20 protein-coding genes are annotated in these 24,625 nt (G+C 64.3%); 7 read left to right on the forward strand and 13 right to left on the reverse strand.

The genetic code is table 11. The annotated features are described in order from the left end of the window. Window positions 1–21: 21 nt before the first annotated feature. Window positions 22–417 carry a hypothetical protein gene (locus IPM18_07645; protein ID MBK9119460.1) on the reverse strand — a complete coding sequence of 132 codons (396 nt, stop codon included), beginning with the start codon at window positions 415–417 and terminating at the stop codon, window positions 22–24. Between the two features lie 62 nt (window positions 418–479). Next, window positions 480–1,772, reverse strand: a complete 1,293-nt coding sequence (locus IPM18_07650) for a 3-deoxy-D-manno-octulosonic acid transferase (GenBank protein MBK9119461.1) — start codon at window positions 1,770–1,772, stop codon at window positions 480–482. A gap of 226 nt (window positions 1,773–1,998) precedes the next feature. On the opposite strand from IPM18_07650, the gene IPM18_07655 reads away from it, so the two are divergent. Both IPM18_07655 and sucD read left to right on the forward strand, forming a co-directional pair. Beyond that, window positions 1,999–2,733, forward strand: coding sequence for a hypothetical protein (locus tag IPM18_07655; GenBank protein ID MBK9119462.1), 735 nt, complete (start codon window positions 1,999–2,001; stop codon window positions 2,731–2,733). A 249-nt stretch (window positions 2,734–2,982) separates the two neighbouring features. Further along, entirely contained in the window at window positions 2,983–3,873 is an 891-nt protein-coding gene (sucD, locus tag IPM18_07660; protein MBK9119463.1) for a succinate--CoA ligase subunit alpha, read from the forward strand. Window positions 3,874–3,902: 29 nt separating this feature from the next. On the opposite strand, the gene IPM18_07665 is transcribed toward sucD, so the two are convergent. The 3 genes from IPM18_07665 to IPM18_07675 are packed head-to-tail and all read right to left on the reverse strand — an operon-like array spanning window position 3,903 to window position 7,003. Further along, the gene (locus tag IPM18_07665; protein MBK9119464.1) at window positions 3,903–4,778 is read right to left on the reverse strand and encodes an NAD(P)H-binding protein; all 876 of its coding nucleotides are present in this window, start codon (window positions 4,776–4,778) and stop codon (window positions 3,903–3,905) included. Further along, window positions 4,772–5,638: a bifunctional 5,10-methylenetetrahydrofolate dehydrogenase/5,10-methenyltetrahydrofolate cyclohydrolase gene (locus IPM18_07670; GenBank protein ID MBK9119465.1), complete on the reverse strand. Its 867-nt coding sequence runs from the start codon at window positions 5,636–5,638 to the stop codon at window positions 4,772–4,774. The genes IPM18_07665 and IPM18_07670 overlap by 7 nt, the downstream gene beginning before the upstream one ends. 39 nt (window positions 5,639–5,677) lie before the next feature. Continuing rightward, window positions 5,678–7,003, reverse strand: coding sequence for a 6-phosphofructokinase (locus IPM18_07675; protein MBK9119466.1), 1,326 nt, complete (start codon window positions 7,001–7,003; stop codon window positions 5,678–5,680). Window positions 7,004–7,553: 550 nt separating this feature from the next. On the opposite strand from IPM18_07675, the gene IPM18_07680 reads away from it, so the two are divergent. Then, complete coding sequence (locus IPM18_07680; GenBank protein MBK9119467.1) at window positions 7,554–8,177, forward strand: PilZ domain-containing protein; 624 nt, start codon at window positions 7,554–7,556, stop codon at window positions 8,175–8,177. Between the two features lie 62 nt (window positions 8,178–8,239). On the opposite strand, the gene IPM18_07685 is transcribed toward IPM18_07680, so the two are convergent. After that, window positions 8,240–9,766 (reverse strand): B12-binding domain-containing radical SAM protein, encoded by a 1,527-nt coding sequence (locus IPM18_07685; GenBank protein ID MBK9119468.1) that lies wholly within the window; start codon window positions 9,764–9,766, stop codon window positions 8,240–8,242. Window positions 9,767–10,083: 317 nt separating this feature from the next. Between IPM18_07685 and IPM18_07690 the strand changes: the two genes are divergently transcribed. The 3 genes from IPM18_07690 (at window position 10,084) to IPM18_07700 (ending at window position 15,674) form a co-directional block, all read left to right on the forward strand. Then, window positions 10,084–10,974 (forward strand): hypothetical protein, encoded by an 891-nt coding sequence (locus IPM18_07690; GenBank protein ID MBK9119469.1) that lies wholly within the window; start codon window positions 10,084–10,086, stop codon window positions 10,972–10,974. Window positions 10,975–11,229: 255 nt separating this feature from the next. Beyond that, complete coding sequence (locus tag IPM18_07695; protein MBK9119470.1) at window positions 11,230–11,673, forward strand: heme-binding protein; 444 nt, start codon at window positions 11,230–11,232, stop codon at window positions 11,671–11,673. 182 nt (window positions 11,674–11,855) lie between these two features. Further along, entirely contained in the window at window positions 11,856–15,674 is a 3,819-nt protein-coding gene (locus tag IPM18_07700) for a PQQ-binding-like beta-propeller repeat protein (protein ID MBK9119471.1), read from the forward strand. 21 nt (window positions 15,675–15,695) lie between these two features. On the opposite strand, the gene IPM18_07705 is transcribed toward IPM18_07700, so the two are convergent. From IPM18_07705 to IPM18_07715, 3 genes are all read right to left on the reverse strand, one after another. Next, complete coding sequence (locus IPM18_07705; protein MBK9119472.1) at window positions 15,696–16,499, reverse strand: ATP-binding protein; 804 nt, start codon at window positions 16,497–16,499, stop codon at window positions 15,696–15,698. Between the two features lie 8 nt (window positions 16,500–16,507). Continuing rightward, window positions 16,508–17,704, reverse strand: coding sequence for an ATP-binding protein (locus tag IPM18_07710; GenBank protein ID MBK9119473.1), 1,197 nt, complete (start codon window positions 17,702–17,704; stop codon window positions 16,508–16,510). Window positions 17,705–18,058: 354 nt separating this feature from the next. Next, window positions 18,059–19,018 (reverse strand): hypothetical protein, encoded by a 960-nt coding sequence (locus IPM18_07715; protein MBK9119474.1) that lies wholly within the window; start codon window positions 19,016–19,018, stop codon window positions 18,059–18,061. 644 nt (window positions 19,019–19,662) lie between these two features. Between IPM18_07715 and IPM18_07720 the strand changes: the two genes are divergently transcribed. Next, window positions 19,663–21,168 carry a hypothetical protein gene (locus tag IPM18_07720; protein ID MBK9119475.1) on the forward strand — a complete coding sequence of 502 codons (1,506 nt, stop codon included), beginning with the start codon at window positions 19,663–19,665 and terminating at the stop codon, window positions 21,166–21,168. A gap of 33 nt (window positions 21,169–21,201) precedes the next feature. On the opposite strand, the gene IPM18_07725 is transcribed toward IPM18_07720, so the two are convergent. The 4 genes from IPM18_07725 to IPM18_07740 form a co-directional block, all read right to left on the reverse strand. Next, window positions 21,202–22,071: a type II secretion system protein gene (locus IPM18_07725; protein MBK9119476.1), complete on the reverse strand. Its 870-nt coding sequence runs from the start codon at window positions 22,069–22,071 to the stop codon at window positions 21,202–21,204. Window positions 22,072–22,184: 113 nt separating this feature from the next. Then, the gene (locus IPM18_07730) at window positions 22,185–22,904 is read right to left on the reverse strand and encodes a hypothetical protein (GenBank protein MBK9119477.1); all 720 of its coding nucleotides are present in this window, start codon (window positions 22,902–22,904) and stop codon (window positions 22,185–22,187) included. Window positions 22,905–23,000: 96 nt separating this feature from the next. Further along, on the reverse strand, window positions 23,001–23,840 hold the full coding sequence (locus IPM18_07735) for a dockerin type I repeat-containing protein (GenBank protein ID MBK9119478.1): 840 nt from the start codon (window positions 23,838–23,840) through the stop codon (window positions 23,001–23,003). Window positions 23,841–24,006: 166 nt separating this feature from the next. After that, entirely contained in the window at window positions 24,007–24,603 is a 597-nt protein-coding gene (locus IPM18_07740) for a hypothetical protein (GenBank protein MBK9119479.1), read from the reverse strand. Between the last annotated feature and the right edge of the window lie 22 nt (window positions 24,604–24,625).

The following is a 24,625-nucleotide window of genomic DNA, read 5'->3' on the forward strand; positions in this document are numbered from 1 at the left end:
CCCCGTACCGCGCCGGCAGTTCTATATGAAGTAGATGGCCAGCGGCACGATGCGCTCCGGGTGGGCCCGGATCAGGTCGAGTGCTTTCTGCTCGATGAGTGGGGCGCGTTCCTCCCAGTTCCTGAATTCCTCGTGCCAGTAGCGCTCCCCCTCCGCAAGGTCACGCCCGAAGCGCTGCTCACGGCGGACCAGACTGAACTCGATGAACGCGCCGGCGTGGGCGAGCTTGGCGGACCGCCGCTGCTCCCAGCGGGCCATGCGCTCCGTCGTCGCGGCGAGACGGTCGGTTCGCATGCGTACCCGCCGGTCCGCCGCTGCCTGGTGTTCGCAGCCCGCGGCCAGGGTTACGAGCCCCGCGCACAGGGCCAGCAGCGCACCGCGCCATGCCAGGATGAAGGTCAGATTCTGCATTGCCACAGAATTGTACCCGCTTGGCGCGCCGGCGCCGCACCTACTGATGAGTGCCTCGGGAGCACGCCTTACGACAGTAATGACAGCAGGCGATCGACTGTTCGTGCCGTGGCCCCGCGCCGCCCCAGGATGGCCTTTCGTCCAGCCGCCCCCATGCGTTCGCGGCGCTCGGGGTGGCGGAGCAGATCCGTGATGGCCGGTGCCAGGGCGGCGGGTCCGGTCAGGCGCCGGCAGCCCCCATCCGCCAACAACAGATTGACCGCTTCCGCGAAGTTATCCGTGTATGGCCCGATGACCAGGGGCTTCCCCAGCCCGGCAACCTCCATCACGTCGGATCCACCCAGGGGTACGAGACTGCGGCCGACAAAGACCACCGTTGCGAGCGCGTAAAACTTCCGCAGTTCACCCATCGTGTCGCCCAGGAACACCGGGACGGGCTCCGCCACGCCCGGCGGTACACGTGGCGCGCCCGTGCTCCGGCGCAAGCAGGCGTAGCCGCGCGTGACAATCAGGTCGGCCACTTCGTCAAACCGCTCTGGCTTGCGCGGGATGATGGCAAGCTGAAGAGCCGGAAAGTGCTCGAGCAATTTCGTATAGGCCGCGAGGATTTCGTCTTCCTCACCCGGTCCCGTGCTGCCGCACACCCAGAGCGGACGTTGCGGATCGATGCCCATCGCCGCCTGGAGTTCCTCCTGACCCTCGATCTGGTCCGCCACCGCCGCTCCGTCATACTTGACCGAGCCGGTCACCTCCACCCGGTCCGCGGGCACTCCCAGCTCGACAAACCGCGCTTGGTAGGTCTGGTCCTGCGCGCCCACCCACGCCAGCCGTGTGAACATGCGCCGCGCCACCCAGCGCAGCACGGGCCACCGAAAGCGACGCATGCTGCGCTCGGCAGTGATGCGGCCGTTCGCGATCACCACGGGCACTTCTTCCTGTGTGGCGACCTCGATCAGGTTGGGCCACACCTCCAGCTCCATCAGCACGATTGCCGAGGGACGCAGTCGCTGCATCAGCGTGCGAATCGCAAAAGAGAAATCGAGTGGCAGCCGGAAGGTGACCAATTGCGGGTAGAGCCGGCGGGCCTGCGCCAGGCCCGTCGCCGTTGTGCTGCTCAGCGCGACAATAACCTCAGGGGCACGCTGGCGCAGCTCGGCCACCAGCGTTCGCGTTGCATTGATTTCCCCAAGCGACACCGCGTGAATCCAGACGCAACGCGCCGCGACCGGTCGCGGGGGTATCTGGCCGAAATACTCACGGAGGGGTGTGCCGGAATTTCCACGCGTCCAGCGGCGGTAGACCAGCCACGGCCACGCGACCAGCAGCGCGAGAAAGTAGGCGAGATCGTAGACCAACCACATGCGGCCGGCGGTCCTTCCGGGCACTGTTGCGGCATCGACGAAAAGCGACGCCTTGCTCGGCGGGGCCGGGGGTCTAGAATCGGCGCCCGCTCAAAAAACACGGGAGATTGTGAAGATGCACACTCGCTGCGCACGCGCCAACGCGGGGATCATACTGGCTGGGGCCGTACTCGTCGCGGGCGCAGAACCCCCCGCGTCTACGGTACCGGCAACCCAGCTGTCGCCCGTGACCAGTTCGCAGCCCGCCACCGGTCCGGTGCTGAGCGCCGGGGCGGAAGTCGATGCCATTCTCTTGCGGCTTGAAGCCCGCCGGGTCACCGATCTGAGGGCCCGGGTGTCCTGGCGTCTGCACTACGTGCTCGATGCCGAAGACGAGGCACTGACCAAGTTGGGGGACCTCTGGTTTCAGGACACCAAGCCAGTGGCCCGCTTCCTGATCCACTTCCGCGAGCGCCGTGCCCCGGATGGTCGCTCCGACCCGCTGGACGAGCGGCATCTGTTCGACGGTGAGTGGTACACCGAGGTGCAGTCTCAGACGCGGTCGGTGACGCGCCGCCAAGTTCGCTCCGCAACCGACCCGGGCAATCCCTTCCGCGTTGGGGAAGGTACCTTCCCGCTGCCTTTCGGCCAGAAAAAGGATGACATCCTGCGCGAGTTCGAAGTGTTCCTCCTGGACCGCGCGGACAACGATCCTCCCGACACCGACCGGCTCCGCCTGAAACCACGCCCGCACACCCGGGCGGCTACGGAGTATGGTGAGTTGCACTTCTGGATAGTGCGTGAAGGGTTGCTTGCCGGTTTGCCGATTCGTGTGCAGGTCGCCAAGCTTGATGGCACCGGGAAGCTCAATTCCACGATCACCATCCACTTTCGGAACGTCGAACTCAACACCGGCCTCGACGACCAGCTCTTCCGCATCGAAGTCCCCGCCGGCTACACCGAGACGGTCGAGCCCCTGTAAGCGTGGTGAAATTGGGTCGCGAACGGCACAACGCTCGAATGGTCTATCGAGTGGCGGGTGCCAAGTCAAGCGCTGCATACCGTCCATCACGGCGCCTGACCACACCCTCGATCCGGGCACTGTTCGTCGGCCGTAAACCGCGTTACGCTCTTGCTCCGCGTGGCGGGCGGGCCGCCACGGACGCCGCAGACGCGCCCCGGCGCCCGGCTCAGGCCGCGTCCGGTGGCGTTACCGAAGGTGCAGCACCGCATGAGCATACTGGTCGACCGGAACACGCGCGTCATCTGCCAGGGTATCACCGGCAAGGCGGGGGCATTTCACACCGCCCAGTGCCTCGAATACGGCACGCAGCTCGTCGGCGGCGTGACACCGGGTAAGGGCGGTACCCGCTCCGAGCACGGTCTCCCCGTGTTCAATACTGTGTACGAGGCCGTCCGTGCGACGGGGGCGGAGGCATCAATGCTGTTCGTGCCGCCGCCGTTTGCCGCCGACGCGGTGATGGAGGCGGCCGACGCCGGCATCAAGTTGTGTGTGCTGATCACGGAGGGGATTCCGACCCTGGACATGGTGCGCGCACGGAAATACCTCGACGACAAGTGTGTTCGGCTGATCGGGCCGAATTGTCCGGGGATCATCACGCCCGGGCAGTGTAAAATCGGCATCATGCCCGGTTACATTCATAAACCGGTTGCCACGAACACGAAGAACGTCGGCATCATCTCGCGCAGCGGTACGCTGACCTATGAAGCGGTCTGGCAGTGCAGTGAGCGCGGCCTGGCGCAGACCACCTGCGTCGGCATAGGCGGCGACCCGGTCAAGGGTTTGAACTACATCGAGCTGCTCGATCTGTTCAACGCGGATCCTGAGACCCATGCGATCGTGCTGATCGGTGAGATCGGCGGCACCGACGAGGAGCAGGCGGCCACCCACATCCAAGCCCACCTCCACAAGCCGGTCGTGGCGTTCATCGCTGGGCAAACGGCGCCTCCGGGCAAACGCATGGGCCATGCCGGTGCGATCATCTCCGGGGGCGAGGGGACGGCGCAGTCCAAGATTGCGGCCCTGCGCGCTGCCGGGATCACGGTGAGTGACAGCCCGGCCACACTGGGCGAGGCCGTCGCGCATGTCCTGACGAAGTGACTTGGCAGTGTCACGCTGTAACGATGCGCTCACTTGCGGGGGAGGTCGCCGGTATGCGCGATGTAGGCGACATAGTCCTCGACTGACATGGTGGGGCGGCCGAGTTGTTCCCAGGATGTCGCAGCACGGAACGCACCGCCATGCCGCTCTGTCACGGTGAGCAGGCGGTCGAGGTAGCGCGCCGCGGGGAGGACGAGCCCACCGAGCCGCAATGCCAGCCGGGGGATGCGGATCAGCCGCAGTTGCGGGCGGTACGCAGCGGCAAAACGCGCCAGTGCAGCGGCGAAGGTCAGTGGTTCCGGCCCCTGCGCATTGTAGATTTGATTCTCGGCGCGCGGGCTGGCCAGGGCGGCCGCAACCTGTCGTGCATAGTCATCCCCGGCGATCCAGTACAACGGTGTCGGGCAATTGCCGATCTGCTGGAGCTTGCGCCCGGCGATGAACAGCGGCAGGGACTCGAAGAACCAAGCAGGCCGGAAGACAGTCCACGCTATACCCGCTTCCATCACGGCCAGGTCCGACTCGTACTTCTGCTGGATCACGGGCCATTCGTGCCGCGCGTCGGGCACCTCCAGTGCAGACAGCCGGGCGATGCGCTGCACACCGGCCCGGCGGGCCGCCTTGACGATTGTGAAGGTGCCGTGCAAATCGGGGTTGAAACGGGTGCGACCATAGGGCGTGTTCAGATTGCAGTAGACGGCGTGCATGCCCTCACAGGCGCGGGCCACACTGTCGGCATCCCGCAGATCGCCGGGAAGAAGGGCACAGCCGGCGGGCAGCAGTTGGGCGGCGCGCTCCGGATCGCGCACCAGCGCGTGCACCGCGAAGCGACCATCTGCGCACAGGCGCCGGACCACGGGGCGGCCGAGCATGCCGGTCGCCCCGAAGATCATGACCTTCAACATGGCAGCGTGACTCCGAGTTGTTGCGCTGCAGCTCGGACAGTTTGCTCAAGCAGCACAGCGATGGTCAGCGGGCCGACACCGCCGGGGACGGGCGTAATGGCGGCCGCACGCAGGCACGCGGCCTGGAAATCGACATCCCCCACGTGGCCGGGGTTGTAGCCCGCGTCGATCACGATCGCACCGGGTTTCAGCCACGAGCCCTGCACGAAGCGTGGTCGGCCCACGGCGGCGATGACCAGGTCGGCCGCACGTACCAGTTCATCGAGATTCCGCGTGTGTGAGTGACAGAGGGTAACCGTGGCGTGCCGGTTGATCAACAGCGAGGCCATGGGGCGTCCGAGGATCGGGCTACGGCCGAGCACGACGGCGTGCAAGCCCTCCAGGGTGATGCCATACGCATCGAGCAGGCGCAGGATGCCGGCGGGCGTATTCGGCAGCCAGGCGGGCAGGCCGAGTATGACGCGGCCCAGAGCGGCAGAGGAAACGGCGTCAACATCCTTGGCAAGTGGAATGGCCTCGAATGCGGCCCGGCGATCGAGCGGCGCGGGCACCGGGTGCTGGAGCAAAATGGCGTGGACGGATGGGTCGTGTGCCAACTGCTGAATTTCAGCGCACAGCGCATGGTCCGTGGTCGGCGGCACCAGGTGGCGGGCAAGGTGCCGTACCCCGACCTCGGCGCAGCGGCGCGCGATCTGGCCGACATATGCGGCTCCACCGGAGTTCTCGCCGACCAGCAGCGTGGCGAGCGTGGGGGGGGCGGGCTGGTGAGGCGCAAGTGACTGTACCAGCGCCGCGACGTCGGCCCGTAGGCGCGCCGCCAGGGGCCGGCCATCCAGCAAAGTCGCGGAGAGAGTGCTCACTCCGGCAACGTACCGCGCCGCGCTGCGGTTGTCAGGGGCCTACTTGCTGACCAGTTCTCCCAGGCGCGTAGCCGCTCGGGCGTAGCGCTTCCGAAAGTCCTCGGGCGACATCCTGGCGGCATTCGCAAGCTTTTCGAGCATCACCGGGTTATCCAGGTCGGACTTCTCCAGGCGAATACTGTACGCCCGCCCCACCATGTACTCGTCGGAGTTGATATCGACGAGCCGTGTTCGGATGCGGTTGTTATCCGGGTCAATGATGTCGTGGAACTGGAGTACATTGAGATTGCCGTTGACCAGGGAGACGAGCGCGCCGACATGGTCGTATTGTGGCTCAGTGAAAAGTCGGATGCTGTGGTAGCCCAGGGCACGGCAATAGGCCATGTCGAAGGGGGTCGGATCCGCGGAGCGGAGTTCATAGCCAATATTGTGTGATACCAGCGCGAGACTCTCGCCACGGGCACTGAAACGGTTCTGGAGTTCACGCTTCAAAATATCGAGCAGTGGGAACTCCGCCAGCCGTGGATGACCGGCCGCGTCCACCGGGACCTCCCGCCCCAGCAAGCGCTGCAGTTCCTCGCGGTCGCCCAGGCGATAAGCGAGACCCTCTGCAATGACCGCGACCCCATCTGGCCGCCCGAGGACCTGCCGCTTCAGCAGGGAGCATTCGAGGACATCCACGAGGTTCGAAAGTGAACTTCGCGGCTCGAACTCCTCCGGAATCAGCGTCACCGTGGCGCCCGCCGCCTGGCCGATGGCCATCGCGAGCCAGCCGGCGCTGCGGCCCATCGCGTTGACCAGGTACCAACGGCCGGTTGTCTGGGAATCGGACATCAGGTTCTTGACGAGTTGTGCACCGACGAAGCGGGCCGTCGAGAATCCGAAGGTGGGTTGGTTCTGGGGCAGTGGCAGGTCGTTGTCGATGGTCTTGGGACAGTGTACGACGCGCAGGTTGGCATCGGGTGCTTCGGACAGGAAGCGTGCGCTCAGCGCCGTGTCGTCCCCGCCGATCGTGAGCAGGTGGTTGATGCCGAGCATCTTCAGATTCCGGAGTGCGACTCCGATTTTGTGCTGGTCCACCTCGACACGGGCGCTGTGCTTGATCGAGTGCTCGTTCAACAGGTTCGTGCGGGCCGTGCGGAGGATGGAGCCGCCGTCAAAATGAATACGAGCCACACGCCCGATCTCCAGCCGCGTGGTATGGAGCGGTGCGTCGAAACTGTCCGCCACCAGGTGCCGGAAGCCGTCGAAGAATCCGACCACCTCGAAGCCGCAGTTGATGGCCTGAATCGTGGCCGCACCGATGACCGCATTGATGCCCGGAGCCGGGCCGCCGCCGACGATAATTCCCAGTCGCTTCGCCATGCCTCACTCACACTGTTGCGCCTGTGGGGCTCGACGGCGCGGATGGTTCGCCACCCGCCTGCCGCCCGCTACTTCACACGCGCTGGACTCTCGTTGTCAGACCCGGCCGCGAGGCCTGGGCGCTGCTTGGTCAAACCCCCGTCGCGGGGCCGCTGCTGCCTGTCAGCCGCTTGGCTGGACCCGGGCCGCGCCGCGACCCACAAAGCCCGGCAGTATACAGACCTTGGCATCCATAATCAAATCCACCCCTGGACAACGCTCGGGGAAGCCATGGCCCGGGCGGTGTGAGCGTCCGCTGTCCGGTAACTTGGCGTGGTTTGCTCTGATATCGCATCGAACCACCGTGAGCGGCCTCTCTCCAGGTAAAATTCGGGAGCGGTTTTGCTTGTGTGGGCGGCATATTTCACACTTCCATGGTGAACCGACCCATGCGGCCGGTCTCGGGGTCACGCGCCGGTGGGCGCGCCTTGCAACCGTCACCTGGGCCGATTCGCGGTGGTTGAGCTTTCTGCGACCGAGTGATGCAGCGTGGCTGCCGGACGATGGTGCCATGGAACCCACAACAGCCGAACAACAGCTACGCCGCCTTTTCCCGGGGGAGCTCCTGCCGCACCGGCCCTTACCAGGCAATCTATACGACCGACATGGTGGACTGCTGGCCCCTCGTGGAACCGTGCTTGCGGAGACGGGTCTGGGAGCTCTCGCCGAGCATGGTGCGGCCGTATATGCCGGACCGGATTGGGAACCATCCGAATCACAACACCGGGAGTCCGCGCTCGATTCTCCCGAGGAATTGCTGCAAACACTGCACCGGCAGCATCGGGGCGGACGTGGCGCGCCACGGTGTCGGCGATTTGCGCGTCATAAGTGGCGGACCAGACTCTCGGTGCTGGTGCAGGAGTGCAGTAAGGGCATCACCTATCGGCGGCGAATGACCGTGGCGGCGTGTGATCTCTCGGCCCACGGATTCGCGTTCACGGCAGTGAAGTTCCTTCATCCCGGCACGGTGGTATACGCCCGTTTTGTAACCGATGCGCAGCAGTCCATCATGAAGGGCATCGTGCGGAACTGCGTGTACCTCGGAGATCGGCTGCACCGCATCGGGGTGGAGTTTATTGCGCGCAATCCCAGTGAGCGGACACCGGAATTTCTGGAGCTCGCCAACGGGGAGTAAGGGTGCCGGGGCGTGGGGCCGGGTGGGTGCGCGCGGCACTCGTCATGTTCGGATTTTGGTGCTTACTCCGCACCCGCACCGGCAATCGGTAGCGGAACGTGCTGCGGCTCGACTTGCGGCGGAGGTGGTGGTACGGCGTCTTCCAGCACCAGGGGGCGCGACCACAGATGCATGCGGAACGCGTTCCGCACGCGGTTCATCCGCGGTGAGGGCTTTGGCGAAAGACCGTAGTTCGCGGCGTCGCGCGGTGCCTGCACCTTGGCCATGCGTTTCCACCCGAGGTTCATGCCATATACGAACAGTGCCGTGCTGATGGAACGCGTCCGTGTGAATGTGCGGAAAGCCCGCTTCCATACCCACGGTTCCTTGGCGGCGGCGAAGCGCAGTTCGTAGATCGCCTCGTCCAGTTCGGTAGCCGGCATGCGCTGCGGGTGATAGACCGTCTCTGTGAACGTGTAGCGTTCCCAGTCCTTCGGGTAGGAAGTGCAGCGGAGGCGCCCGGCCGCTTTCAGACGGTCGAACATCTTGGTGCCCGGCAGTGGCGTCAGGTTCGTGACTTGTATGATGTCCACGCCGAGCTTGACGGCACCAAGTGCGGTGTCCGCTACCGTGTCGGCGGTGTCGCCATCGGCGCCAATAATGAACCCGCCGAAGACCGCGATGCCCGCCTTGTGAAACCCCCGGATCAAGCGCGGATACTGCGAGAGGTTCTTGCGGTTGATGCCCTTGTGATAGTCCTTGAGGGTCTGCTCGTTGAGACTCTCGAAACCGACCAGCATGCCGCGGCAGCCGGCCTTGTACGCAAGCGCCAGTCCCTCCGGGTCGTCACCCATGTTGATCGTCGTCTGACTGAACCACAGGCGCTTGCGGCCGTGCTTGATCAGGGCCCGTAACAGCTCTTTGGCCCACTCGGCGTGCTTCTCGCCGACGCCGAAAAAGTTGTCATCGACGACGAAGATGAACTTCTTCTCAGTCTGGTTCCACTCCACGATGATCTCGCCGATGTCGCGCCGGCGGATCTGGGGGCCATTGAAACGCGTCACCGAGCAGTATTCGCAGCCGACCGGGCAGCCGCGCGAAGTCTGGATCGCCGAGACGTCGTACCGCCCGTTGATCGGCCGGAGGAGCTGGTTTGCCCGGCCGAGCTTGGTATTTTCGAGGTCGGAGAGGCGGCCTTCGTAGCGTGGCAGCAGTCGGCCGGCGGCCGCATCGCGCACGATTTCGGGCCAGATCTCGTCGCATTCACCGACGGCGACGGAATTGCAGTGCGCACCGACTTCGTCGGGGCAGGCCCAGGCATGGGGTCCACCCATGACGGTGGGAACCCCGAGAGACTTGCAGTGATCGGAGATTTCGTACGCGCGGGTAGCGCCACTCGTGTAGGAAGTGATCCCGACGAGATCATAATTCCCGCGCGTGAGCAATGCTTCGGTCTGATCCGTTCCGAAGACTTCGTCGATGATGTCGACGCTGTGCCCGTCCGGCACGCGTTCCGCCAGCACCTGGAGTCCGAGCTGGGGCATGTAGGTGCCAATGGTGTGATAGCCCTGTGAGAGGCGCGTGATGGGGTTGATGAGCGCAATACGCATGCGGTGCGACTCCACAAGGGGGCGGTCGGTGGCCGGCATCGGGTCCGCGGGGATTACGGGCCGGGAACGGGCAGCCGGGACAGTTGCGGGGCCCGAAATCGTTGTTGGGGATTGAGTATCGCCTTCGGGCGGGCGACTGTCAAAGAAAAGCTGGAAAATGGGCCGTGGTGCGTGACCTGGGAGCGGCGTGTTTTTTCATCGACAGGCGAACCGGGCGGTGGTAGGTTGAGTGGGGGCTGGTTTGGGTCACCACCGCATGGTACCAGTGTAAAAAAACGGCAGGCGTGGGGTGTTGACGAGCCCCGGAGGGCGGATGGATGTGCAGTCGTGGGATGCTGGGTGCAGCGCTGGGTGTGTGCTGCTGGTGCACCGTAAACTGGGTGCAAGCCGGAACAGAGTACGTATTCATTCTTGATGAGACCCAATCCACGATCTGGGTCGAGTTGACGGTGACGCTGGGCGGTGTTGACCTGACGGACGAGGATGCTTCACCGGTAGCAGGTACGGTGACGGCGCTTCTGACACCCCCGGCGGGGGGGTTCGAGCAGATCCATGTCACGGGCATGGCGATTGATCTGCTGCAACCGGTGCAATTTGTTCTGGCCGTGCAGTTTCTTGGGGGTGTCAACGTCACCGGCAACGAGGTGGGGCTACGGATGGGTGGTGGCATCGGTATGCCCGGGCCGGCGGTTCCGGTATCGCTCGAGGGCGCTTTCAGCCAACCGGACAACCAGATCGGTCTGGTGGGAACATTCACTTATAACGGGTTTGGCCTGCTCGGCACACCACTTGGCAGCGGGGTCGAGGATCTCGCGGAGTTCGGTGATTTCGTGGCGAACTTCGGCGGAACCGTGTGGGACGATGGGGTACACGTGACCCTAACAGCGCCCATTACCGGGACGCAGTCCCTCGAACTCGACGGTTATCCGGTCACGGTCAATGTGTCTGGCCTGTTGGTGGGAAGAGCACCGAGCCAAGCGGTGACCTACTGCCCCGGGGATCTGAACTGCGACACACATGTCAACTTCACCGATATCTCGCCCTTCATTGCAGCCGTCAAGGCCGGCGGTCCGGGCGCCTGGACCGGCGAATGCCCGTATCTGAACGGGGATTTCACGGGCGATGGCGTAGTGAACTTCACCGATATCTCACCCTTCATTGCGGCGCTCAAGGCCCCGCCGCCCCCGTGCGTCTCCGGCGCGCCGTAGGCACAACCACGGCTCGTCCGTTACACTACTGGCGGTGTGGGGGGTGGATCCGTAGTCAAACCGTTCGGCTGTGGAGCAGGGCGGATGTGGGTCGCCTGCACAGTCGAGCCATTGCTTGCATTCAGGAGATACAGAGTGAACGGACATGTGAAGCTGTTGGTAGGTGTCGCGGTCGCAGCGGGGTTGATGTTGGCGGCGGGGGTGACCCCGCGGATGTCGGTTGCGGCACCGCAGGAGACGCATGGGGGCGGCGGAATGAGCGTCTCAGGGAGCACCGAGCCGCTGCGGACGTTGGACATCAGCGCTGGACAGGCCCATGCAGTGCTGCTGGCGGCCATGCAGAAGGCGGAAGCGATCGATACAAAGATGGATATCGCGGTCGTCGATGCGGGTGGCAATCTCAAAGCGTTCATCCGGATGGACGGCGCATGGCTGGGCAGCATCGACATCTCGATCAAGAAAGCCCGAACGGCGCGCTACTTTGACATGGCGACCGGCGAGATTGGGAAGCTCAGTCAGCCGGGTGGTCCGTTGTACAACATCGAGCACTCAAACGGGGGATTGATCACTTTCCCCGGCGGCGTCCCCCTCAAGGCGGCAGATGGCACGATTATCGGGGCCATCGGCGTGTCGGGTTCGACGGTTGAGAACGACCATACCGTGGCGGCGGCTGGGGCGGCGGCGCTCGCCGCGCATTGATCGAGTTCGAGGTTGCTGCCTGCCCCGGGATGGGGCCGGGGCAGGCGGTTGTGACGGGGGGGGGCGGGCGGCAAAATCGGGGATTCGGGGTGGATTTCGGATGTAGATGTCGCGATACTGGGGTTTGGGGGAACGCGCCCTCCGGTTGTAACGGGGTGGCTCAATCCTGCGGAGGTTCAGTCATGAAGCAGTTCAGCGAGAGTCGTCACATGGCCTTCACGGTGCTCGCCGCGACGCTGGTCGGCGGGTTCGGGGGCTTGTCGACGCTGGCGGCATGGCCGATGAAGCACGCGGATATGCAGCACACTGGCCGGACCTCCTTCGTGGTACCCCCGGAACGGCAGAACGATTCGTTCTTCGACATTCTTCGGTGGCAGAAGCCGACGCCGGGGAATGGGGGCGTGAGCAGCGGTTCGCTGGTCTACTACGATGGGGCCGGGCCGGGTGGTGCAGACCTGCTGGTAGGGGGATATCACTGGCCGAAGGGTGTGCTGGGTCTGGACCGTCACACGGGAGCTCGGCTGTGGTTCGGCAATCCAAGCGGTGGGGAAACGATTGGCGCGAGCACACCGGCGTTCTCGCCGGACGGCTCCACGATTTACGTCATCAACGATGCGACCAGCAGTGGACAATTTCCGAACGGGCATCCACTGATGGCATTCACGGCGGTCAGCGGTCCGGCGGTGTTCTGGCATAATGGGGCTGATCCCCAGCCGTCGAACCTTTCGATGCACTCGGCGACGATCGCGCCGGATGGGCGCATTTTCCTGCATTCGTGGGTGGATCGGCCGTACGCCGGGACGGACTTCGGGAATGCCATCAGCCGGACCTGGGCTGCGAGCACATCGACCGCGAGCGGGCTGTCAGATCCGACTCTGCACCTCGATGACCTGGGCCTGCTGGTCGTAAGCGGGGCGCGCTTCGGAGCGGTCATCGCGCACGATGGCATCACGGGTGCGGAACTGTGGCGCACTACGACGCCGACTATCGATGCGACGGTCACGATTGACCCGGCGACCGGCAACATCTACGCGCCGGCGGGCAGTGGCAGCATCTCGGTGGTGGGGCTGACGCGCGACGGGCAGCCGCTCTGGGGTGGGGTGTCGTCAGCACTGGTCTTCCAGCCGGTGGGCGACGACGAGCCCCAGCGGGCGCAGGCGGCCGGTTGCCTGAGCCACGACGGCGGCACCTTCTACTTTCAAACGAATGCGCCACTGGGGACGGGCGCACTGTATGCCATCCATACGGCCGATGGGAGTGTGAAGTGGGTTTTCTCGACAGGGAGTCGCGGGTGGGAAATGGTGAGCAGTTCTCCGATCGTGACGCCGAATGGAATCGTCGTCGTGGGGAATAACAACGGCGGCATGTATTACGCACTTCGCGATGACGGGACGTTCCCCACGCTGCTCGATGTATTGCCGGTGGTGGGTGGAGGCAGCGCGCGGGCTACGGCGGCGCTCTCAGACGACGGCTTACTGTACATTCCGGCGCAATTACCGTGGACGACGACGAACGGGGACGGGGATGGACCCACCTTCGCGGCCCAGAACTTGTTCAACGCCTTTGATCTGAACGCGGATGCCGCGGCAGTGTTGGCTCCGCCGGCCTTTGTGCAGGCGGAGGCGCTCAACACTGGGGCGCGCGTGACATGGAAACCGCTGCCGCAGCCGGGGGCGGTCTTTGGGTACTACGCGATCTACCGGGATACCCAGCCCTTTAATTCCGTGGCGGGTCGGACGCCGGTGGGTTTCGTATCGGATGCGGCCGGTGGTGTGTTTTTCGACGTGGGACTGGTGAACGGCGTCGCTTACTACTATGCGGTGACGACGGTGACGACCACGGGTGGGGAGGTTGAGAACGTGACCGCGGTGGGGCCGCGCGTGCCGCGCGACGAGACGGACCTGCAGATCATGGCTCTCGCACGCACGCCGCGGTATCCGCGGTACTGCCCAACGTATACGTACTACAGCGTGACGGAACCGAGTGGCTACGGACCTTACATCTACAGTGCCGCCACGGGCCTGGGCTGCGGACAGAACATCAACACGCAGCGCTGGCCGCACCTGGGTGACCCGGTGACCTACACGGCGCATGTCCGCAACCGCGGGACGAATACCTGGGCGGGTACGTTGACCGGGGCCTGGACGGTTGACGGTATCCCGGCGGGTGTGTCCAACCTGCCGGTGGTGTTGCAGCCGGGGGACGTGGCGCAACTGACGTTCAATCTGGCGTGGGACGACGAAGACCACGAGATTCGCTGCACGCTGGAGGTGGTCGACGCCCGGCCGGAGAACAATGCCCGCTCGCTCTGGACGCGCTCGGCGCCGTTCCTGACGTACGTGGACGTTGGGGCGTTGGAGGACTTCCGCGACGTGACCACGCCGCAGTGGCCGCTTGCGGTGACCGACGATCTGGTGGACTGGCTGTGGCGGCATGCGGACGAGATGAACGCGATGTTCGAGCAGGGTGGCAGCCGGAAGCGTGTGCATTACGACCTGCTCGAGGTGGTGCCCGACAGCGCGATCGATCCCGCAGAGCCGGCGACGATTCACTTCGGCATTTTCCCGTTCCGTTACTACGCGGCCACCATCGGTGACCCGCGCAGCCCGGGGTATTACCACGCGAATGTGGATATCGACTATGGGCTGTGCCACGAGTTGTCGCATCAGCTCGGGCTGATCGACATCTACCAGCTCAATGTGCCGCCGGAGGCCAACTGGGTCTCAGGGCAGGGCTACTCGGCCGTGTCTTGCCTGATGAACGGGGTTTCACCGTTTTACTCGGCGCACAGCGCGCTGGCGATGGATCACTGGGCGGAGATCGTGCACGGGTACTACGGACAATACCTGTACCAGTTGCCGCAGGAGATTCGGATCCGCGTGCTGGACGTGCAGGGACAACCGGTGCCGGGAGCGACCGTCAGCATGTACCAGTACAGCGAGGTGCCGGGACAGGGCAAGGTGATCCGCGACGTCCCGAAAGCGGTGGGGACGACAGATGCGCAGGGCGTGTGGGCTCTTCCCAATGTGCCGATCAGTTCCAGCGGCCCGGTGCCGACCACGGTGTACGGCGATACTTTGCCGGACAACCCATTCGGCTGGGTGGCGGTGGTCGGGACCAACGGGGTGCTGCACTTCAAGGTGCAGTGGGAGGGGTTTGTCGACTACGCCTGGCTCGACATCACCGAGGTCAACGTGCGGTACTGGCAGGGTGAAACCGGAGTGCAGACCATCGACCGGCAGCTTTCGATCGGCGGCGGGCTGCAGCTCTATCCGCCCGCCGACCTGGCGGAGCAGAATGCGGAGAACTGGTCGTTCTATGTACAGGGTGGCAACGGCAGCGTGACCGATGATTTCAACCGCAGGATCGTCGGCGCATCGTCGCTGCGGTTTGTCACGGATGGTGGCTTCGACAATTACGTGCGTTACCCGCAAGGGTTGCTGGCCCGGTGGAACCTGAGTGCCGTAACACACCTCCGTTTCTGGGCCTACGCGGAGAATCCCAATTTCAGTTTCCAGAATCAAAGCCCGTGGGTGCGGCTGGGGAATTTCGAGGACGGCTTCTTCCAGTGGACCCCCTCGAGCGAACTGCTGAACCAGGCGAATAATCAATGGCGCGAATTCATCGTACCGATCGCCGGTGGCAGCGGCTGGACACGCACGACCAGCGGAACCCCGAACCTGGCCGAGTTCAACTACTTCCAGTTGCACGCGGATACATGGGGCTTCGGCTTCACACTCTGGCTCGACGGCGTACGGTTCGAGCCGCACCCGGCGCCACCGGTATGCCCCGGCGATCTGAACTGCGATACGGTCGTCGACTTCGCGGACATTTCGCCGTTCATTGCGGCGATCAAGGCGGGGCCGACGGTGCCGGGCCAGTGGCCGTGGCCTTGTCCGTGGCTGAATGGCGATATGAACGGCGACGCCCACGTGGACTTCGCCGACATCAGCGGCTTCATCGCGCAGCTCAAAAACCCGCCACCACCATGCGGCGGATAGCACCCGGGAGCGGGCGCGCCGCTACTGGTCGTCGCTTGTAGATAACATGGCGGCCAGCGCTGCAAGTCGCTCCTCGGCTGCGGTGCGCGGGCGTTTGGCGCCATTCCCGTTTCCGGCGCTGGTGGCGGCGCCGGCGTTCTCGGTCGGCGCGCCTTCTGCGCGGGCCGAGGCGACGGCGGCCGCCAGGGCGAGGTCCTCGTCCTGGCGATTGAGGCAGTCGCGGTCCTGCCGCCACCAGCGGTCGACGATCTCGTTGACATCGCTGCCGGCGGTACCCGCGCTCCACTTGCCGAAGAAGTCGACGTCGCCGCTGCGCGGCAGGCGCGGGGGCATGTCGATGAGGGTGCGCATGGGCATGAGGACGGAGTCGCCGATGACGAACCCCTCGCCGGGTTTCATGCTGGGGAGCACGCTGATCAGACTGCGGAACTGGTCGCTGACGACGCGGGCGACATAGTTCTGGTCGTCGGGGTTATTCATCCGCATGAGGACCATCGAGTTGCATTGGCTGAGAATGGTCTCGGAGATTTCGCTGGGACGCTGGGTGACGATCATCGCCGAGACCCCGTACTTGCGCCCCTCCTTCGCAACCTTCTCGACAGCGTCGCGCGCGAACATGACGTCACCGCGGTCGATACGCGGCAGGTAGTTGTGGGCCTCCTCGTAGCAGAGCACAAAGGGCTGGCGGACTTCGGGTGGCGACCAGAAGTTGAAGTCGAAGAGCGTCCGTGTGAGCACCGCGACCGTCACGTTGACGACGTCAAAGGGCAGTCCGGAGAGGTCCACGATGGTCAGGTTGCGCCGTTGCTTGCCCCGTCCGAGCATCTGGGCAATCACCGCGGAAATGGGCGGCTGAGCTGTCCGGGGGTGGCGTCCGTACGGATGCAGCCGGCCAGATCGGGGTTGCGGCGCACCTGTTCGAAGGGTCGCAGGAGGAAGTCATACCGGCGGTCATTCAGGCGCGTCTCGATCTGGTTGACGAGGCCGAGGAGGTGGCCGAAGTAGGTCGCATGCGGGACTTCTCCCTCGGAATCGCCCTTGTTGAAGTCCATGCGGCGGGTGAGCAGCATGTGCTCCTGTTCCTCAGCGGGGAGTTGCCGGTAAGGCAGGCGGGCAAAGGCGTAGTTCTCGGTGTTCAGCACGTAGCGCGCATCGTTCATGTTCTCCGCGTACACCTTGAGCTGCTCGATGTTGTAGTAAATCGGGGTGTCGACCGTGTACTCGGTGAGCAGGTCGAGCTCTTCGGCGGCCGTGCGCTTCAGGCGCTCAAAGGCAGCCCGCAGGAAGACGCGCTGAGCGTTCACATTCAAGGTGTTGTTGGTGTCGACGAACAACCGCTCAAACTCGCCGTACTGGAGCATCCAATAGGGTAGCACGAGGTTGCGGTCGGAGAGGTAGTTGACGTTCGGCAGCGGCTTGCCCTGCTCGTCGCTGAAGGCGGACAGGTACTCGCCGTGCATATCGAACATGACGATCTGCGTGTGCGGGAGCTGGAGGGCTTCGTGCAGGATCTTGGCGGTGGTGACACTCTTGCCGGAGCCGCTGTTGCCCATCACGGCACAATGCTTGGCGAAGAACTCCTTGCCGAGCGCCTGGACCTCGAAGTTCGTATCCACCGCGAAGCGGCCGAGCGAAAAGGACTTGCGGTGCGTACTGCCGGCGGCGAGCTGCTCGGCATGTCCGAAGATCATCGCGAAGTCGTCCTCGCTCGCGATGTGTACCGGGTCGCCGATGGTGGGGTACTCGTTCACGCCCCGCGTGAAGCGGCCTTCCTGGATCGTGCCCAGGAGTTGGAGGTTCAGGGCCACGTGGCTGGGACGGTTGTGGGCGTCGAACTCGCCGTGACTGCTGACGCGCACGATGTAGCCGATGAGCGTGTTACGCTGGCGCGGCAGGGTGACGTACGTCCCGAGCTTGCCGACGCGGTAGACCGCACCCTGGTAGTGCACTTCGGCGTCCTGGTGGGTAATGCGGACTTCAACAGCATCACCTTCGACACCGGTCACATACCCAATTCGCAGCGCATCCATCGCGTTCTCCGGGGCGGGGGGCGCACTCCGCGCGCGGCCGGTCCCTGGTAGTGTTATCGAGCGTATCGGGCGACGGCCTGACCTGGTCCTCGCAGAACCGGCCGGTTCCCCGGCTGGGTGCTCACCCGCTTGCGGTTGGGACTGATAACTTGTGCCGAGTCTGCTCGCATAACGCGGCTACATAGAAAACGGTGTTCCCGCCGGTGCACCCGTCGGAGAGCGGGTGCACCGTTGCGGGCGAAGGCCCGCCCGTCCCCCTGTAACTGTCGGAGATTACGAGTAAGCACCGCCTACCCAGCGACGGCTGGAGAAATGTCCGTACGCAGTAATGCGGATACTCGTGCGGGCGACGGCTTATCCGCCCGCATACTGCACCTGGAAATTGGCGGCATCCGCGAGGTCAACGTCGGTATCACAGTCGGTATCAAAGCAAGCACAGTCTTCGATGAGCAGCCACATCGGACCGGACAGGCAGGTTGTGAGTGGTGGCCAGTCGGTATTGCCCACGAGGCCATCGCCATCACAATCACCGGTTGGTGGGTTGACCGGATGGCAAAGATTCAACGCGGGACCAGCTTCGAGATAGAGGTCGTCGAAGTAAGCCGGGCCAAAACCGCTGCCACCACCGGAGGTCTTGATGTAGAATGTGCGCAGCGGGCTGTTCTTTCCCGACCGGAACTCAAACACAGCATCCCCATCAGCAGTCGACAGTTTATCCTCGGGAGCGGCGAAGCCACCCGGGCGGTCTGTGAGCCAAACTTCGTAGCGATTCAAAGCTGTGTCAATGCGTAGCCAGATGCTGTACCAGGTGTCGGGCTGGAGCTGCGTCAGGAATTGGTAGTTGCTCCCGTCATCGTCCCAGATACGCAGATCGAGGTTGGGAGAACTGTTGGCCATTCCCAGCTCCGTGGCGAAATCGCTGTATTGTGAGGGGAAGTTACTTGACGACAGGCCGACGGAGAATGTCTGTTTCTCGGCAACGCGCATGCGCATGAAGAACATGCGCACAGTGCCGTCGGGAAGTTCAAGATTGGCGAAAGCCAATGCCTTGCGCAGGGTAGACGATTCCGAGGGCACACAGAGCACTAGATTGTCGCCACCGGCGGGATCGACCTCGACGCGGTTGTCGCCCCCGGACGAAGTCCATCCGTCCTGACCGTGAATTGGGCCGATGAGCTCATCCTCAAAATCATCGAGACGGACGAACTGCGCACCCGCTGACGAGACGAGGAGCAGAGCCATGGCGACCGCGACGATGTACCCGTTGAATGGTAGACGGGTCGCTGACGTGGGGTTCTTGAGTGAGTGTAGCATGATTTGTCCTCGAGTGAAATGTGGCTAGAACGGGTTACGGCGCATCGCGCCAGTGTGAAGTGCTGCAAGGATGCCGGGCGATGCCCAATACCGATATCAGTATTCTACTCATGTACGGCAACCGTTTATCTAATGAGGGACGTTGCCCGCGGCGTTGCAGATTTGTGACGAAGTTCACGTGAGGCCGGATGCATATGCTGCGACCACGTAGCAGTTTGCTGCCATAGGTATTCGATGGTGACTGGTGGGGCCAGCCCATCGATCATGTCGGTTTGCATGCTGGCACATGAATGCGCTGCTCACCACAGGGTGAGATGCGGTCGGCCCTGCTATTCCAAGTAGTCAGTATGCAGCCCGACTGGCTCGTGACCTGTAACCATGCGACGCTGCTTCCCTACCCAAGATCGCGCGCATCTGCACACTCGCGTGGCGCTGCCGTTCAAGAAAACTTGTCCGCACACGCTGCACGTTGGTTAGTCATCCGGCGATCACCTGGTCTGCAACCTGGTTTGAGGCACGCCCAGCAGGCTCCAGAACCGAGTGTGGTCGCGTCTGTCGGGCCCCGCGCGACACCCGGGCCGACTCGTACGAAGTTGTGGCCACGTGGTGGAGACCGCCGCTCCCGACTGTTAGGTTGTGCGCCCATGAGTACGTTGCGTTCGTCGATCCTGCTATTGGGGATCTTTCTGGCCGCAGGGACAGTGTTCGGTCAGGGCACGGTGCCGCGCTCGCCACTCGATCTCGTGCCCGCCGAAGCCCTTCTGTGCTGGAATGGCGAAGCCCTGCCGGATGCACCACCGCCCGGAACCGATTCCACGACCCTGCAGGCCCTGCTCGAACTCGGGACACGTTACGCGGCCGGTGGCGGGGACAGTCAGGCCCGTTTCGGGTTGCGTGTGGCAGAGATGTTCACCCACATGATCCGCCACCCGCACGCCCTGGCGCTGATTGACGCACGAGCGGTACCGGTGGCGGGTGCCCCCGAGAGTCGCCGGGTGGATCGCCTGCGCGCGGCCCTGGTGGTGCAGTGCGGTAGCCACATGGAGCCCTTCCTGCGGATCGTGCAGAAGGCGGTGAACGAGCAGACCAATGCCGGTACGGGTACGTTGACCGCACACGAGAGCCACGGCTGGCGCTACCAGGAGCTGCGCGATGCGCGCCTGCCGGAGTGGACCGTCGTGGCCTGGGGGCAGATCGACGGCTTTTTTGTGCTCACGGTCGGGGCGGAAGTCTGGCCGCAGATCGCCGCGACCGCAGCGGGGGAGCGCGTGTCGCTCAGCCGCGATCCGTGGTACGCGGCGGCACGGGGGCGGGGTGAGGATCCGGCCCTGATCGAGATCTTCGTCGGGGCGGAGGGGCTGCGCGAACGGCTCGACGATGTCCTCGAGGGGCGGGCGAGTGCCTTTTTCGGGGCCTGGGAAGCGGAAAGTCTGACGCGGGCGCATTGGGCACTCGGCTTCCGGGAACGGGCGCTGTACTGCCACGCGCACTTTCTCGTGGGCGAGGAAACGCGGCGTCGAGTCTATGCTGACGCCCGCGTCTCAAACCCAGTCCTGCTTGCGACGGTGCCGCCCGAAGCCCGCTACGCTGTCTACGAGGTGCCGATCGGACGACTCCTGCCACAGTTCTTCAGTGGACTCGTCGCCCTGCAAGGTCCGAAGGAGCGCGCGAACATCGAGCGACTCTGGGCGGAGATCCAGCAGCAGCACGAGTTCAATCTCGAGCGCGACCTGTTGCCGCACCTTGGTGACCGCATCGTGCTGCACAACAGCCCACCTCACCCGCTGCGGTTTCCACTGGCGACGACTATTCTCATCCAGATTCGCAGCGAACCTGCTACTGTACAGCGCGCGGTGGAGCGCTTCTGCCGGGCCTGGCAGGCGACGATCATTGCGGCGACGCAGCAGTCCGGGGTACGGCCACCGCTCGTGCTGCAACGCGATACCGACGGGGTGTGGTTCGTGCGATTCCAAACGGGGGGGGCCGACTGGTTCGGCCTGGCCGGCCCGGCGTGGACTGTGACGGACCGCTACATTGTGGCGAGCTGGTCACCCCTGGCGCTGCGGCAGTATCTCGGAGGGATCGGTGCCGCAGCAGGGCAGCGCCTGCCCGCACTGCCCCGGACGCTGCCACCTGCCGAGACGGAATGAGGCGGCCTCTCAGCGTCTTCTGGACCACTACACTTAACGTGGTGTGTTCACATAGTCGTACGCCATGTCATCGGCCCAGTTCGCCCACAGTCGCATATCCGCAAGCTGGTTCGGCGTGCGACCGTCGACATGGCCGTCAAAAAAGGCGGTGAGACTCTTCGAGAGGAAACGCCCTTCCGGCAGACCCAGGGCGATGTTGTGGTCGACGACTTCCAAGCGGTTGTGGACCGCCCGCCATTTTTCCCCCTTGAGCCGCGGGGGCGTCGCCCAGTAGTAGCCGTTCGTATCGCCCGGACCCTTGCCGCCGCCGCGCCACTTCACATCCGTAAACGTGATCAACTCCGCCGTGCGCCGCACTTCGCTCTCGCGGAACACGACGTGCCGGCCCGTGTTCGGTGACGTCGTGGCGCCGCGGACAATGAAGCCCGCGTACGTGTTGAAATAGCCACCGACGTAGCCGGCGTTGATGCCGAAGGTTGGCTCGATGCTCAGCATGTACGCCTTCATGAAGGCGTCCGCCGGGCTGTCGATGTTCAACGGGCGCTCCGCCGGCTTGGTGTGGCTGAACAGTACGCCCCAGAAATTGGCAACGTAGGGCAGGATACGCCACGGGTAACGGTTCACGACGGGATTGCCGAAAGTGAGCCCGGAGTCGGGGTCCCGGACCTCGATGTTCCAGCCGTCCACGGAACCGGGCGCGTACCCGAACAGCACGAAACCGCGATTGTCGCTGTGATAGGCGGAGTAGCCCATCAGGAGTTCGCGCAGATCGCTGGCCGACTTCACGTGCCGGGCGCACTTGCGGGCCTGCCCCAGCGCCGGCAGCAGGATGCTGACCAGCAGGGCGATGATCGCGACCACCACCAGGAGTTCGATCAGGGTGAATGCGGGTTTGCGTGGCATGGTGCTCTCCTAGGAGCGGCCCCCGATACGTGTCGGGGGTCGACATCCGCAGCGCGCGCCGCACGTCGCGGGCGCGCGCTGCTCAGCCGTTTCGACGTAGCGCCGCGATCTTCTTAGCGCCGGCGCAGGGCGAGCAGGCCGAAGCTTAACAGCAGGGCGGTGGCCGGCTCGGGGATGACCGTGATCGGAAACGCCTCCGTCGCCACCTGGGTGTCGACGCGTATCTGGTTGAAGGACGAGTGCACTACGACCAAGGTGCTGACGCGGAAGTCACCGGTATAGCCGGGCAGGAAGAACTCGAAGATCAGCTCTTCCTGCGTGGCCGGTGTACCGCCCATGCCCGAGACAACGACGGTGCGAATCTGGTCGATGCGCAGGGCTTCGGCGTTGCTGCCGCCGGGCAGCACGTTGCCGTCCGTGTCCACAATTCGAACCTGATCAAGGATCACGCTCGCCGGGCCACCGGCCGCGGGATCAGGATTCATCGTGGCGGCGGTCTGCACAATCACGTGCGTGCCGTAGCCAGTCGGCGCTGCGGCGCCGTAGTTGTAGATGCTCGCGGACACGTTGTAGGGGCCGCCCCAGAAGTAGAAGCTGCCCGAGGCGGTGACGTACGGACCGGCGACGTTGGGGGTCGGCAGCACGGTGCCGTCGGTCAGGTAGCCCGCATCGGGGGCGTTTGTAGCGGCAGAAGTGAAGAAGTCCCACTCCTGGTAGGTGGAGCCAGTAGCCCCGGGGGTCCAGCCGTCCGGGGCGAAGAACATGACCTCCGCCGCTGCGAGTCGGACCGTGAGAAGCGCGGCAAAAGTCGTGATAAGCAGGGTACGCGTCATGGGAAGCAAACTCCTTCTTTCCTCTAGTGGCGGCGCCGGGCGCCGCGGGGTCGTATCGAACAGGGCGCCTGGCCACACGCCGGGCAGTTACGCGGTCTACCGACCGGCCTTGATTGCAGCGATGAAAGCTGAGATGTCGGCGAAATTCGCTTCGCCGTCGCCATTAACGTCGGCCCGACTGTGCGGGCAGGGCAAGGTCCACTGGTCAGCGGGCGTCTTGAGCGCGGCTATGAACGGGCTGATGTCGGCAAAATTCACCACCCCGTCGCAGTTCACGTCTCCGGGCCGCTCGATGAGCGTATCGACGCGCGTCTGGAGCAGTCCGGCATGGACGTAGAGTTGCCCGGTCACGGTGAAATCGCCGGTGTACGCGGGCAGGAGGTATTCGAAGTAGAGCTCAGTGACCGCGGTCGGGCCGAAGGGGGTCTGAATGTCTCCCCGGAACAGCTCGAGCACGGCGATTGCGTCGTGAGGAGCACCGCCCGTCAGCAACGCGCCGTTCACGTCGACGATCTTGAGCGTGTCTGGCTTGAGTCCGGCGTCAAAGTCGGGGTTCGTCGACACCGAGATCTGCACCACGACGCGGGTGCGGTCACCGGCCGGATAAGTGGTTGTGCCGTGGGTTCCGCCGTGGTTGTTGATGTCGGCTTTGAAGCCATAATCCGACGAAAATGCGTAGAAGTTGCCCGTTCCCGATACGAAGCCGGTGGGCAATGCACTGAGGCGCGGCAGTTCGGCGATCGGGCCGTTGGTGAGGTATCCGTAGTCCGGGGGATTGTTCTGAATCATCGTCTTCACGTCCCACTCCTGGTAGGTGGAGTGCAGCGTGCCGATTTCCCACTCGGGGGGCTCAATGAAGCTGGTGGCATCACCGGCGGACGATATCGAAGTCAATGCGAGCGAAATGAGCACGACCAAGTTGGTTCGTAGCAGCATGTCCTCATTCTCCTTGGTGTCGCGCGCGGGCTCGTACAGGGACCACTCGCCCATCCAGGCGGTGTGGGCTGGGCTGCGCGGACGGGTGTTCAGCGTAAGCAGCCATGGGCTGCATTCGGCTGGGTCAATTTCACGGGTTGCGGTCCAGGCAGGAGTTTCCCGGGCGTCAACACGCCGCGGGGCAGACCGCCGGAGGGGCGCGATCGAGTCTACAGGTTCGGACGAGGAGAGTCAGGTGCAGGGGCCAGACTTCGGCCATTGCGGGATAGCGCGCCGCTCGGTGCGGCTGGGTTGCATCCCCGTGGCGACGCGCAGGAGACCGCCGATTCTGAACTACATTGCGGCGAAGCAAGGCCAGCACGCCGGCCACGCCGCTACTCTTGATCAGGGCGGCATAATCAGACGCAGCGCCGGTCTGAGCAGAAAAATAGCGCCGCAGCACATCGCTGTGCAGCAGAACCACGATCGTCACCGCCGCGAGCCAGGCACCGCGACGAGGTGAGAGTCGCAGCCACGGAGCATCGCACGCCTTGAGAACAAAGAAGACCTGGGAAAGAGTCAGTATCAGCAGGCGGAGCACATGCAGGGGGTCGGCATCACCCAGCACAATCCAGAGTGCCCCGAGCCACGAAGGCGCGTGGGCCAGCCAAAGCACTGACCACAACCCCACCCGGGACCAACGCTGCGAACGCGCGGCTGATCGACCGCCCGAGGCCGTTTGCTGGTGTGTTACGGGCTGCGTTGGCAGCGCGATGTGCCTCATGCCGTTCCGATCCTGGTCGCGG

The sequence above is a fragment of the Phycisphaerales bacterium genome (genome assembly GCA_016716475.1).
Lineage (GTDB): Bacteria > Planctomycetota > Phycisphaerae > UBA1845 > Fen-1342 > JADJWG01.